The organism is Paenibacillus pasadenensis DSM 19293 (assembly GCF_000422485.1).
Lineage (GTDB): Bacteria > Bacillota > Bacilli > Paenibacillales > Paenibacillaceae > Paenibacillus_O > Paenibacillus_O pasadenensis.
Map to the genome: position 1 here is coordinate 24722 of NZ_AULW01000039.1, position 12845 is coordinate 37566.

At 65.6% G+C, this 12845-nt stretch carries 11 protein-coding genes; 5 read left to right on the forward strand and 6 right to left on the reverse strand.

Going from position 1 to position 12845, the window contains the following annotated elements; all coding sequences use genetic code 11:
• Window positions 1–76: 76 nt before the first annotated feature.
• Together H582_RS0106295 and H582_RS0106300 are read right to left on the reverse strand one after the other, a co-directional pair.
• Entirely contained in the window at window positions 77–934 is an 858-nt protein-coding gene (locus H582_RS0106295) for a sugar phosphate isomerase/epimerase family protein (protein ID WP_028597862.1), read from the reverse strand.
• Complete coding sequence (locus tag H582_RS0106300) at window positions 931–1989, reverse strand: Gfo/Idh/MocA family protein (RefSeq protein ID WP_028597863.1); 1059 nt, start codon at window positions 1987–1989, stop codon at window positions 931–933. Before H582_RS0106300 ends, H582_RS0106295 begins: the two co-directional genes overlap by 4 nt.
• A 146-nt stretch (window positions 1990–2135) precedes the next feature.
• Between H582_RS0106300 and H582_RS26250 the strand changes: the two genes are divergently transcribed.
• Window positions 2136–3044 carry an AraC family transcriptional regulator gene (locus tag H582_RS26250; protein WP_052333014.1) on the forward strand — a complete coding sequence of 303 codons (909 nt, stop codon included), beginning with the start codon at window positions 2136–2138 and terminating at the stop codon, window positions 3042–3044.
• Between the two features lie 62 nt (window positions 3045–3106).
• Here H582_RS26250 and H582_RS0106310 read toward each other — a convergent pair whose 3' ends face one another.
• Both H582_RS0106310 and H582_RS0106315 read right to left on the reverse strand, forming a co-directional pair.
• Window positions 3107–3796, reverse strand: coding sequence for an AIM24 family protein (locus H582_RS0106310; protein ID WP_028597864.1), 690 nt, complete (start codon window positions 3794–3796; stop codon window positions 3107–3109).
• Complete coding sequence (locus H582_RS0106315) at window positions 3793–4296, reverse strand: SH3 domain-containing protein (RefSeq protein WP_028597865.1); 504 nt, start codon at window positions 4294–4296, stop codon at window positions 3793–3795. The genes H582_RS0106310 and H582_RS0106315 overlap by 4 nt, the downstream gene beginning before the upstream one ends.
• Window positions 4297–4560: 264 nt before the next feature.
• On the opposite strand from H582_RS0106315, the gene H582_RS0106320 reads away from it, so the two are divergent.
• Both H582_RS0106320 and H582_RS0106325 read left to right on the forward strand, forming a co-directional pair.
• Window positions 4561–5634, forward strand: coding sequence for a lactonase family protein (locus H582_RS0106320; RefSeq protein WP_043111001.1), 1074 nt, complete (start codon window positions 4561–4563; stop codon window positions 5632–5634).
• 39 nt (window positions 5635–5673) lie between these two features.
• Window positions 5674–6909, forward strand: a complete 1236-nt coding sequence (locus H582_RS0106325; protein WP_028597867.1) for an MFS transporter — start codon at window positions 5674–5676, stop codon at window positions 6907–6909.
• Window positions 6910–7030: 121 nt separating this feature from the next.
• Here the strand turns inward: H582_RS0106325 and H582_RS0106330 are convergent, their stop codons facing one another.
• Together H582_RS0106330 and H582_RS0106335 are read right to left on the reverse strand one after the other, a co-directional pair.
• Window positions 7031–8260 (reverse strand): MFS transporter, encoded by a 1230-nt coding sequence (locus H582_RS0106330; protein ID WP_028597868.1) that lies wholly within the window; start codon window positions 8258–8260, stop codon window positions 7031–7033.
• A gap of 176 nt (window positions 8261–8436) precedes the next feature.
• Window positions 8437–9054, reverse strand: coding sequence for an NUDIX hydrolase (locus H582_RS0106335; protein WP_028597869.1), 618 nt, complete (start codon window positions 9052–9054; stop codon window positions 8437–8439).
• A 251-nt stretch (window positions 9055–9305) separates the two neighbouring features.
• Here H582_RS0106335 and H582_RS0106340 point away from each other — a divergent pair, with 251 nt between their 5' ends.
• Window positions 9306–11525, forward strand: coding sequence for an alpha-galactosidase (locus tag H582_RS0106340; RefSeq protein WP_043111002.1), 2220 nt, complete (start codon window positions 9306–9308; stop codon window positions 11523–11525).
• A 409-nt stretch (window positions 11526–11934) separates the two neighbouring features.
• The gene (locus H582_RS0106345) at window positions 11935–12711 is read left to right on the forward strand and encodes a ThuA domain-containing protein (protein WP_084136731.1); all 777 of its coding nucleotides are present in this window, start codon (window positions 11935–11937) and stop codon (window positions 12709–12711) included.
• The last annotated feature ends 134 nt before the right edge of the window (window positions 12712–12845 follow it).

A 12845-nucleotide genomic window follows, 5' to 3' on the forward strand; every position in this document is an offset into this window, starting at 1 on the left:
AGGCTTTCCCGCATCCGGCGTCTCCAGCCGGATTGGGGAAAGCCTTTTTGACGATCGGACGGGCGGCCTCGCTGCTTCAGCAGGCGTCCCAGAGCCGGCGCACGTTCGCCATGCCGACCCGGGAGCCGAAGCGGCAGTCCTCCAGCCCTTCGAACTCGACGGAGATGTAGCCGTCGAAGCCGGAGGCCTTGATGGCGCGGATCGCCTCGGGCATGTCGATGTCGCCCTGGCCGACGATCGCGCCGCGCAGGAAATTGCCGGAGGCGGTCGGGAACCAGCCCTCGCCCGGAGGACGATGGGAAGGACGAAGATAGAAATCCTTCACATGCACGACCGAGGCGATCGGCAGGTTTTTCAGGACGGCCGAGACGGAATCCTCGTCGGCGCACATGAAGTTGCCGACATCGAGCGTCGTGCGGAAGTTCGGCCGGTCCACCGCAGAGACGAGCGCCTGCACGCGGTCGCTCGCCTGGATGAAGTAGCCGTGGTTCTCGACGCTCGTCGTGATGCCGGCGGCCGCAGCGTAGTCGGCGATCTCGCGGCAGGCGTCCGCCAGGCGCGGCAGCGAGCGGTTGAAGTTCTGGATCGAGCGGTCGTCGTCGCTCGCCACGTCATGCCGCATGAAGCGCGCGCCGAGCGCATGGGCGATGTCGACCTCGCGCTTGACGCGGTCGATCTCGGCGCGCAGCGCCTCGTCGGCCAGCCCCTGGAAGTTCGCGCCGACCGCATAGTTGGATATGTCGAGCCCGCGCGCTGCCGCATGCCGGGCGATCTGCCGGACGAGCTCCGGGCTGCCGACCAGATCGTAGCCGAGCGGCACGATCTCGACATGCTCGCCGCCGTTATCGGCGATGAAGTCGATCGCGTCCAGCACGGTCATCTCGCCCTTTTGCAAGGCGCCGTACAGGCTGTAGGTGCTGAGGCCGAGCTTCATGGGAACGTCACCTCGGCTCCCTTGGCGGCGGACTCGTAGATCGCGTCCAGAATCTTCATGACCTCGACGCCGTCCTCGATCGGACTGATCGGAGCCCGGCCGGTCATGACGCTGTCGACGAAGTGGTCGATCTCGCTCTGGAACGCGAGGTTCATCTGCATGCCCTTGCTGTCGGTCTGCGGATAGGCGTTGAGGATCGTATCATGCTTCTCGGTCACCATCACGACCTCGGGATCGATCTCGAAGCCGCCTTTCGTGCCGAACAGCTTGACGATGCCCTCGTCCTTGGAGGCGTGCAGCGAGAAGCTGACATCGACAAGCAGCGAGGCGCCGTTGTCGAAGCGGATGAGCGCGTTCGCCATGTCCTCGACGTCGTTCAGCTCGGCGTTGTAGTCGGCCGCCTTGTAGCGCGACAAATATTTGACGCTGTCGCGGTTGCCGAGCTTGCTGTAGGCATTGGCGCTGACGGAGCGCACCTTGGGGCGTCCCATCATGTACCAGCACAGGTCGATGACATGCACGCCGATGTCGATGACGGGCCCGCCGCCGGAGCGGGAGCGGTCGGAGAACCATCCGCCCGGGTTGCCCATGCGGCGGATGTAGGACGCCTTGGCGAAGTACAGCTCGCCGAACTCGCCGCCGTCGACGAACGAGCGGAGCATGAGCGCGTTCGGATCGTAGCGCCGCACGAAGCCGACCATCAGCGTCTTGCCCGACTTGCGGACGGCTTCCTGCACGGCATAGGCTTCCTCGAGCTTGCGGGAAAGCGGCTTTTCGACGAGCACATGCTTGCCGGCCTCAAGCGCCGCGATGCTGATCTCCGCATGCGTGTCGTTCCAGGTGCAGATGCTGACCGCGTCGATCTCGGGATCGGCGAGCAGCTCCTTGTAGTCGGAGAACGCTTTGGCCGCGCCGTACTTGTCCGCCGCCGCCTGGGCGCGCTCGCGGTTCAGGTCGCATACGGCGACAAGCTCGCAGCTCGGATTGGCCGCGTACGATTTGAGGTGGAACTCGGATATCGATCCCGCCCCGATGACGCCGATTCGGATGCTCATGCTTGCCTCACTCCTCGTTTGCTTGGTAACCTTGATATACGGAAAGTATAGCGGCGCGCGCGGCGGTTCGGCATGGGCGATCATGCGGACTATTTGGACAAATGTGCGGCGGCGCGGGAGCAACGGGAAGGAGCCGGTAGAAGATTATGGAACGTCCGCTGTCCCTGTTGGAGCCGATGAGCATGCCGGATCCCCGCTTTCCGGTCAAGCTCGGCAAGATGAAGGCGGCCGGGAAGGGAGCGACCTTGTTTCCGGCCCATTGGCACAACCATATCGAGGTGCTGCATTTCCTCTCCGGGCACGCGCGGGTGGAGGTCAACCATGTGCCGTTCGACGCCGGCCCCGGCGATGTGATGGTGTTCAACAGCAACGACATCCATATGGGACTGCTGAGCTCGGATGCGGTGGAGTACGACATCCTCATCGCCGATCTTGCGCTGCTGCAGAGCCAGTCCCCGGACGCCGCGGAGACGAAGTACATTACGCCGATGGCGCAGAACCGCATCCTGTTCTGCAACCGGATCAGCGGCGACGCGGGCCTGGCCGCGATTCTGGACCGGCTGGCGGAGGAGTTCCGCGAGCGCCAGCCCGGCTTCGAGCTGTCGGTCAAGTCGCAGCTGTACGCCATGCTGACGCTGCTGCTGCGGGGTTATGTGGAGCTGCGCCTGAGCGAGCAGGAGTCGTCGGCCCGGCTGCGCAATCTCGCGCGGTTCGAGCCGATCTTCGACTATATCGAGACGCACTATACAGAAGACATCACAGTGGAGGAGCTGGCTGCCAGAGCTTCGCTCAGCCGCTATCATTTCAGCCGGCTGTTCCGCCAGCTGACGGGACGGACGGTGACGGACTACGTGAACCGGATCCGCATCAACAAGTCCGAGTATCTGCTGCGCAGCAGCGAAAAGACGATCGCCGAAATCGCGATGGCCGCCGGCTACAACGACTTGAGCTACTTCAGCCGCATCTTCCGGCGCTACCGGGGCTACGCTCCGTCGGAGGCGAGAAGCCGCGGCGCGGCGGAGGCGCCGGCAGACTTGGATCCGCTGGCCCGCTAGAGCCGGGGAGGATGCGGACGAGGTGTTGAAAAGGAAAAACCCCCGTACGGGGGTTTTTCTCGTTATTTGATGTAGACGCCACCGAACGGCAGCAGCTCGCGCAGCGTGCGGCGGATGAAGCCGCCTTTGTCCAGCAGCTCGGGCAGCGCGCGGTCGAACGAGCCGGTCTGGATGAGCGCGGAGCCGGTCCCGCGCAGCTCCCACTGCACGTTCATGTGCTGCGAGGCCAGCGGATTGCCGTAGACGGAGAGCCGGATGCTCGCGGACTCGGGAAAGGCGACGAGCGCGGAGGCGTCGATGAACAGCGGCTGCTCCTCGTCAAGATCGATTCGGGCGAGGCCGCCTGCGGTCAGGATGCCGATGGAGCCGGGACCGCTGAAGCGCATGCGGGTCAGCTCCTTCGTGATCCAGGCGGTCTTGAGCTTCTGGATGCGCGGCTTCAGCGCCATGCCGTCGCTGTAGAATATCACATGCCGGAAGTCGAACAGCAGATCGCTGCCAGCCGGGATGGCGACCGTCTCCAGGCCGAATCCGGGAGGCAGGCCGAGCAGCAGCTCGCTTTGCCCGCGCAGCAGGGAGCGGATCCATTTGCGCTTGCGGTAGATGCCGCCCGCGTCCATGATGCGGTCTTCGCGGCCGCGCCCCGCTCCCCGATACGCGAGGATCGCATTTGGATGCAGCACATGCAGCGCTTCGCCGGCCTCCAGCTCGACCCGCACATAGCCTTGGGGAGGCGGCGCGGTCGTCCTCATGAAGCGGCCCCTCCGCCGCTGCGGCTCTGCGCGCGATAAGCCCGGTAGCGCCAGATGCGGACGGCCGCGATGTAGCCGAGAAACGCCGAGGAGAGGACGAGCACGGTCCAGGCGATGCCTCTCTTGATGGCGGCGCTTCGCTCCGCGGCCTGATGGAGCTCCGCCTCGAGCGCGGCATTCCGCTCCTGCAGCCGCCCGTTCTGCTCCTGGTAGGCTTCGTTCTGCCGCATCAGCTCCTGCTGGCGCTGCTCGAGCTCGGCCTGCTTCCGCGAGTAGTCCTCCTGCAGCTTCCGCTGCTGCTCCTCCAGGCGCCCGACCGATTCGCTATACTGCTTCTGCAGCTCCTCGACCTTGGCCGGAGTGTCGTAGATCTCCTTGATGTTGCTCCAGATGCCGGCGTGCGCGTGCGGCAGCGGCGCGGCCAGGACGACGATGGCGGCCGCGGCCGCCGTCAGCGCCGCGCGGCGGCATGTCCGGATGATGTCGACACGATTCCTCATGCTTCGCCTCCCCTCCTATTCCCCGGGAAATACCTGCTCTACAAGTATATCAATTGTGTACCCTTTCTGTAAGAGATTGGCGCAGCAAGTCGAATGGTCGCCTGCGGCAGAGACGCGCGCGCTGCGGGCGAGCTTGGCCGCGGATGCGGGGGGAAGCCCGGCCCTGGCCTCCGAAAACGGTCGCTGGACGAATTGTAGGAATGGGTAGATTATGGTATGGTCACAAAAAATAGACCCCGGGACGGGGGAAAAGAGGCGACTCGTTTGGCTAACAACAGCGGCATCTTTTATATCGGCGCCTATGGAGAGGCGGCGGAGCCGACCATCTACGGCTGCCGGCTCGACGAAGAGAGCGGCAGGCTGGCTGTATTCCAGCGGCTGGCCGGCGTCGAGCAGGCCTCCTTTCTGGCGGCGCATCCGAATGGAAGCATCCTGTACGCCTGCAGCGAGGTCGGCAAGACGCGCGGCAAGCCGGGCGGCTCCGTGCATGAGCTCGCGATCGACGGCGCCACCGGCGAGCTCGAGGCGCTCGGCAGCCAGCTGACGCACGGCGAGCATCCTTGCTATGTCAGCGTCTCTCCGGAGGGAGCCTCGCTCTATGCGGCCAACTACAGCGGCGGCAACGCGGCTGTGTTCCCGCTCTCGTCAGCCGGGCGGCTGGAGGAGCCGGCATCGGCCGTGATCGAGAATCCGGGCGAGCTCGGCCCGATGACGAGCCGCCAGGACAAGGCCCATGCGCACAGCATCGGACCGATTCCGGGCACGCCGTTCGTTTATGTCGCCGATCTGGGCACGGATACGGTCTACATCCACCGGCGCTCGGTCGACGGACGCTCGCTGCTGCGGACATCGGCGCTGCGCGTCGAGCCGGGCTCCGGACCGCGCCATGCGGCGGCTCGCGAAGGCTCACCCTACATGTACATCATCGGCGAGCTGGACTCCCATGTGACCGTCGCGAGGCTCGGCGAGGACGGCTCGCTGGAGCCGGTGCAGCGCCTGTCCGCCCTGCCGGAAGGCTTCGCCGGGGAAAGCTGGGCGGCGGACATCCATCTGTCGGCGGACGGCCGCTTCCTGTACGTGTCCAACCGCGGCCATGACAGCATCGCCGTGTTCGAGGCGGATGCGGCGGACGGCACGCTGCGGCTGATCCAGCATGAATCGACCGGCGGCAGCTACCCGCGGAACTTCGCGCTTTCGCCGGACGGGGGCTGGCTGCTTGCCGCCAATCAGAACAGCGGCAGCGTGAACGTGCTGCGCCGCGATCCGCAGACGGGCCTGCTGCAAGGGACGGATTCCGTTCTGAGCCTGCCGTCTCCGGTCTGCATCCGTTTTCTGTAGCTATTCATTTTCAAGTTCAACCGAAAGGAAGTCCTGTCCATGTCCGCTTCGCAAACGGCCCGGATCGGCGCGGCGCGCACCGGAACCGTCTATGCGATCCTCATCGCCATCAGCGTGGTCCATATGCTCAACGACTCGATGCAGTCGGTCATCCCCGCGCTGTTCCCGATCTTCCAGGATACGCTGCACATCAGCTACACCCAGATCGGGTGGCTGACCTTCACGCTGCAGATGACCTCCTCGGTCATGCAGCCCGTCGTCGGCCTGTTCTCGGACCGCCGGCCGTCCCCTTGGCTGCTCGTCGGCGGCATGATCATGAGCATGATCGGCATCGCCGGGCTGGCCTACGCGCCGAGCTTCGGGTGGCTCGTGTTCTTCATCCTGTTCGTCGGGCTCGGCTCGGCCGTGTTCCACCCGGAGGGCTCGCGGGTCGTCTACTTCGCGGCCGGCAGCCGCCGCGGCTTCGCCCAGTCGATCTACCAGGTCGGCGGCAACTTCGGCCAGTCGCTCGCGCCGCTCATGACGATTCTGATCTTCATCCCGCTCGGCCAGCAAGGCGCGATCTGGGGCACGCTGCTCGCCGTGGCGGGCATTCTCGTCCTGCTCAAGGTCGTGCCATGGTACAGCCGTCAGCTGGCGGAGCACGGCAAGCCGGTCAAGAAAGCCGCCGTGCCGCGCGGCGAGCTGTCGGCTGACGCGCGCAAGCGGAAAAAGCTCGTCGCGCTGGCGCTGGCGCTGCTCATTACGCTCGTTTTCGCGCGCTCGTGGTACGGGGCGGCGATCGGCACGTTTTATCAATTCTACCTCATCCACGACTACGGCCTCACCAAGCAGGCGGCGCAGGTGCCGGTGTTCCTGTTCATGATCTTCGGCGTCGTCGGCACCTTTTTCGGCGGGATTGTCTCGGATAAAATCGGAGCGAAGCGCATGATGCTGCTGTCGCTGCTAGGAGCGGCCCCGTTCGCGCTGCTGCTGCCGCATCTGCCGCTGATCGCGATGTATCCGTTCGCCGCGCTGCTCGGCCTCGTGCTGCAGTCCGGCTTTTCCGTCAGCGTCGTGTATGCGCAGGAGCTTCTGCCGGGACGCGTCGGCATGGCTTCGGGCCTGATCACGGGACTCGCCTTCGGCATGGGCGCGCTCGGCGCCGTCGTGCTCGGCCGGCTGGGCGACCTGTACGGCCTGCAGAGCATGATGTTTTGGACCAGCGTGCTGCCGCTTGCCGGCGTGCTCGCGGTGTTCATGCCCGGCGGCGGCAAGCCGCAGAAAGCGGGCTGAGCCAAGCTTCGGCCAGACGCAAAACAAAGGACGAAGCGGAACCGATCGGTTCTGCTTCGTCCTTTTGCGTTTTGCCGCTGAACGGCTGAGGAGTGGGGGGCGTGGCCGTTTGGGTTCTAGCTTAAGAGAAGGCCTTGCCGCGGCGATCCCAGGCCAGCATCACGCAGGCGAGCAGGAGGCCGAGCAGCGAGAACGCGGCTGCCGTCCACGGGAGCACGCTGTAGTCGTAGGCGCCGGAGGAGAGCTCGAAGCGGACGACGATCCAGCCGCCGAAAAAGGCGCCGAAGGCGTTGCCGAAGTTCAGCACGGCGTGGTTGGACGTAGAGGCGAGCGCCGGCGCGTCCTTGGCGAGCGTCATGATGCGCACCTGCAAGCCCGGCATCGAGGCGAACGAAGCCGCGCCCCATAGGAAGACGACGGCGAGCGTCGCCGCAGGCGTCGTGTCGACGAGGCCGAGCAGGGCGAGCAGCAGCGCTTGCGCCAGGAACGAGCCGATGACGGTCGGCATGAGCGCGCGGTCCGCCAGCTTGCCGCCGATCATGTTGCCGAGCGTCACGCCGCAGCCGAACAGCACGAGCACCCACGGGACGATGCCCTCGGACATGCCCGTCACGTCAGTGAGCAGCGGCTTGATGTAGCTGAACAGCGCGAACAGGCTGCAGCAGCCCATCGCGCCGGTGAGCAGCGCCAGTCCGAGCTTTGGCTGCAGCAGCGCGCGGATTTGGCGGGCCGGGCTTGTATCTTCTTCCTGCTTGACGGAAGGAATCAGCACGACCAGGCCGATCAGCGTGACGACGCCCATGACCGCGACGGCGACGAAGGACATCCGCCAGCCGAGCTCCTGGCCGATGAACGTGCCGAACGGCACTCCGAGGACATTGGCGATCGTCAGTCCGGCCATCATGACCGAGACCGCTCCGGCCTTGCGCTGAGCGGAGACGAGGCTGGAGGCGTAGACCGCTCCGATGCCGAAAAACGTGCCGTGCGCCAGCGAGGTGAAGATGCGGGCCGCCAGCAGGATGCCGTAGGTAGGAGCGAGCGCTGCGGCGGCGTTGCCGGCGATGAAGAGCACCATGAGCAGCGAGAGCAGCAGCTTTTTGGGAAATCGTGCCGTGGCGAGCGCCAGCACCGGCGCGCCGATGCCGACGCCGAGCGCGTAGCCCGTAATCAGGTTGCCCGCCTTCGGCACGCTGACGCCGAGATCGGCCGCGACTTCGGGCAGCAGGCCCATGATGACGAATTCCGTCATGCCGATGGCGAAGGCCCCGGCCGTGAGGGAGTAGAGGGAGAGCGGGAACCGTTCCTTGCCGCCGCGAGGCAGCGAAGCATCGGCTGACTGGACATGTTGCATGGATGTGCGTCCTTCTTTCTGGATGAGTGTGGAAGCCGGATGAAGCTTGCTTTTTGATATCAGCTTCCGACAGTATAGCAGATTCCGATGCGCTGAAAAGGCCCGATCGGCCGCCGCGAAAAAAGCAAGCGCTTGCTTGGACGATCGGCGGCGGTCAGACTAAAAGCCGGGCTCATCTAATCGAGGAGCGCCGGCTTTTGAGGATTGCGCAGGAAGTCGAACATGAGCGCGAGCTGGACGGGCGTATTGCGTCCGAGCGACAGCGGAGGAAGCTCGCTCTCGCCGAAAAAGGCGGCCTCGCTCGTCTCCACGCCTCCGCCCGCCTCGCCGCCGATAATTTCGCAAAGAATGAACAGCTTATAGATATGGCGGGCATCCGGAGGATGGTCCTGCTTGAGCCGGTCCAGCACGGCGAGCAGGCGGACCGCCCGCGTCTCGAAGCCGCTCTCCTCGCGGATTTCCTTGACGACGTTCTCCTTCGGGGACAGGCCGATCTCGGCCCAGCCGCCCGGCAGGCACCAGCGGCCGTCGGACTTCTCGCGGACGAGCAGCAGCTTGCCTTCTCGGAACACGACGCCGCGCACGTCGACCTTCGGCGTCGCGTGCCCCTCCTCGGAGGCGAAGCTCAGCTCGATGTCCGCCTCGCCCGCGCCGGTATGCTCGCTCATAATCCTTACGCTCAGCGCCCGCAGCTGCTCGAAGCGCTCCACATCGTAGACATCCCTGCCATAGGCAAGGCCGGTTTGCGCGATCGCCTGCATCTCTCTTGCCCAGGACAGCCATTTCGGCTCCATTGGCGGCCGCCTCCTTTTCACGGACCGGCGCATCGCCGGGCCCTACTCTCCCGGTTTATTCCAGCCGCAGAGGACAATTCCTGCCTCGTTCGACGACCCGGCGTACGAAACGACAAATGTCCATATGCGAAAGCGTTTTGCTCATGGACGAAGCAGCTCGGAAAGACCGATAATGAGAAGGCTGAGGGCAGCTCTTCTCTTTTGACCGAAGATGGACTTGCCCGGAATTTATCGAGGAAGGAAGATGTCCGATGAAGGCCGCGATCCATTACGACGCCGACCGCCGTTTGTTCCATCTGCAGGGGGGCGCGGTCAGCTATGTCGTTGAACTCATAGAAGGCAGCTATCCCGCTCATGTCTACTGGGGGCCGAGGCTCGCAGCCGCGTCCCCGCAGCTCGGAACGGCGTTCCGGGAACGTCCCTCGTTCTCCCCGACCTTGCTGCAGGCGCGTCCCGTGCTGACGCTCGATACGCTGCCGCAGGAATACCCGGCGCATGGCGCGGGCGACTTCCGCGCGCCGGCCTATGAGGCGCGGCTCGCCGACGGCACCTCCGTGACGGAAGCCGTCTACGAGAGCCACCGCATCCTCGGCGGCAAGCCCGCGCTGGCGGGACTGCCGGCCGTTTACGCCGAGTCGGAGGACGAGGCGCTCACGCTCGAGCTGACGCTGCGCGATGCGTACAGCGGGCTCGCCGTCATCCTTTCCTACACCGTGTTCGCGGAGCATGCCGCGGTCGCCAGGTCGGTCCGCTTCGCGAACGGCGGCAGCGAGCCGCTGGAGCTGGAGGCGGCGCTGAGCGCCAGCGTCGACTTCAAGACGTCGGACTACGACTTCCTGCATCTGGACGGACGCTGGGCGATGGAGCGGGGCATCAGCCGCTCTCCGCTGCAGCCGGGCACCCAGTCGATCGGCAGCCGCCGGGGCTCGAGCAGCCACAACCACAATCCGTTCTTCGCGCTGCTCGGCCGTCGGGCCGACGAGGAGCAGGGCGACGCGTACGGCTTCAGCCTCGTCTACAGCGGCAGCTTCCTCGGCCGCGTCGAGACGGAGCAGTACGGCATGTCGCGCGCTCAGATCGGCATCCATCCGGACGGCTTCTCCTGGCGGCTCGAGCCGGGAGCGGAGTTCCAGGCGCCGGAATGCGTGCTCGTCTACTCCGCCGAAGGACTCGGCGGCATGTCGCGGACGTATCATCGGCTGTACCGCTCCCGTCTGTGCCGGGGCGAGTTCCGGGACCGCGAGCGTCCGGTGCTCGTCAACAACTGGGAGGCGACGTATTTCAACTTCACGGCCGACAAGATCGCCGCGATCGCCCGCGAGGGCGGCAAGCTCGGCATCGAGCTGTTCGTCCTCGACGACGGCTGGTTCGGCCGGCGCGACCGGGACGACAGCTCGCTCGGCGATTGGAAGGTCGACCTGAACAAGCTGCCGGAAGGGCTCGGAGATCTCGCGGAGCGCGTGCGCGCGGAAGGGCTGCAGTTCGGCCTGTGGTTCGAGCCGGAGATGGTCTCGCCCGACAGCGACCTGTACCGCCAGCATCCGGACTGGTGCCTGCATGTTCCGGGCCGCCGCCGCAGCGAAGGACGCCGGCAGCTGATCCTCGACTTCTCCCGCGAGGAAGTCGCCGATGCGATCGCCGAGCAGATCGAGAGCGTGCTGGCAAGCGCGCCGATCACCTACGTCAAATGGGACATGAACCGCAACATGACGGAGATCGGCTCCGCCGCGCTGCCGCCGGAGCGTCAGCGCGAGACGGCGCATCGCTACATGCTCGGCCTGTACCGCGTGCTGGACCGGATTACGGCCAAGTTCCCGCATGTGCTGTTCGAAAGCTGCTCCGGCGGCGGCGGCCGCTTCGATCCCGGCATGCTCTACTACATGCCGCAGACGTGGACGAGCGACAATACCGATGCCGTCAGCCGCTTGCGCATCCAGTACGGCACGAGCGTCGTCTACCCGATCAGCTCGATGGGCGCTCATATTTCCGCCGTGCCGAACCACCAGGTCGGCCGCGTGACGAGCCTCAAGATGCGCGGAGACGTGGCGATGAGCGGCAATTTCGGCTATGAGCTGGACCTGACCAAGTTCAGCGAGGAAGAAGCCGCGCTCGCGGCGGCCCAGGTCGCCTTCTACAAGGATATCCGGAGCCTGGTGCAGTTCGGCGATCTGTACCGCCTGCTGAGTCCTTTCGAAGGAGAGGACGCCGCCTGGATGATCGTCTCGCCGGACCGCCGCGAAGCGATCGCGTTCCATTTCCGCGTGCTGGCCCAGCCTAACCCGCCGATCGGCTGGCTGAAGCTGCGCGGGCTCGACCCTGCGCTCGAGTACGAGGCGGTCGAGATCGACCTGGCCAGCCCCGGCGCAGGCGAGTCCTTCCGCGTCGGCGGCGATGTCCTGATGCATGCCGGTCTCGCGCTTGCGGACCGCCCGGGCGACTTCCAAAGCCTCGTCTGGCGGCTGCGCGCATAGGGCAGGCTCCGAGGTCCCGACTCCGGACTCGCGGCTTCCGACGCCCAAGCTCCCGGCGTCTCGTCTCTCAGAGTCCAGGCTCCTGCCACCCGAGCCCCCGACTCCCCCGACACCTATTCTGACCGTCCCGTTTCACCGCTCCGCGCTTCGGGTAATGACCCGTATACATGGCGCGGAGGAGCGGACTTCTCCGAACCGGCAGCATGCCGGGCAAGCAGCCTTCAACCGCTGCCTGCCCCGCGGCTGTCGGTTTGTTTTTGGATGCGGCGACGGAAGGAAACAGAGGATGGACGTGGAATTATAATCCAGAACAGTTATTGATTTGTCGATTTTTGTTATGCCTAATGTCGATTGATACTGACAGACGGCGAAACGAGTCGAAACCAATCGTTCGGGAGGGGAATCGGAAATGGTCATCCAAGTGGGAAGAGGAGGCTCGGCTCATGTGCCGGATGCGGAGGCCGGAGCTCTGGCGGGGCTCGTCGCGGATCGAATGACGCGGGAGGCGCTGCCGTTCGGGCCGGCGAGGCCGGCGGCTCGGTCGCTGGCGGGCTCGGGAGGACTGCTGCTCGGCGACCGCGAGGCGGAGAGCCATCCGCTGGCGTCGCTGCAGGAGGCGCTTTGCCGGCTGCTCGGCGAAGACTTCGACATGCAGGCGAGCGACAGCTACGGCCTGCTCGAAGACGACATGCCGGCCGACCAGTCGCTGATCGTCGCCTGCAGCGATCGCTGGGAGCGGCCGCTGTCCGATCGGCAGGCAGCCGGCCTCGTCCGGTTCGTCGAGCACGGGGGCGGGCTCGTGCTGCTCCATTGCGGAATTTCGCTCGCCTCTCATCCGCTGCTGGAGCATCTCGCGGGCGCGCGCTGCGAGGAGCATCCAGAAGGGCGCTTGCTCAGCTTCGATCCAGTCGTCGGCAAGGCGGGGGTGCATCCGGCCGTCCAGGACCTCGAGCCGTTCGAGCTGACCGACGAGCCGTACCGGTACTCGTTCCGGCCGTCGATGGACCGCGAGGTCATCCTCGAGTACGTGCTGGGCGGAGTGCGCCGTCCTGCCGCCTGGGCGCATCGGGTCGGCCGGGGCCGCGTCGTATCCATCATGCCGGGCCATAGCTCCGACTCGCTGCGGCATCCGCAGCTGCAGCGGCTGATCCGCCGCAGCTCGCTGTGGGCGGCTGGGCGGATCTGATTCGCCGGAATCGTCCGCGAAGTTCGCAAACATTGCTCCAGCGGCTTCTCCAGCCGCTGGAGCTAATTTTTTTCAGCGCCCTTCGATTTCTCTATCACGATAAGAAAGTTCGGTGTCGATACCTATACTACTGC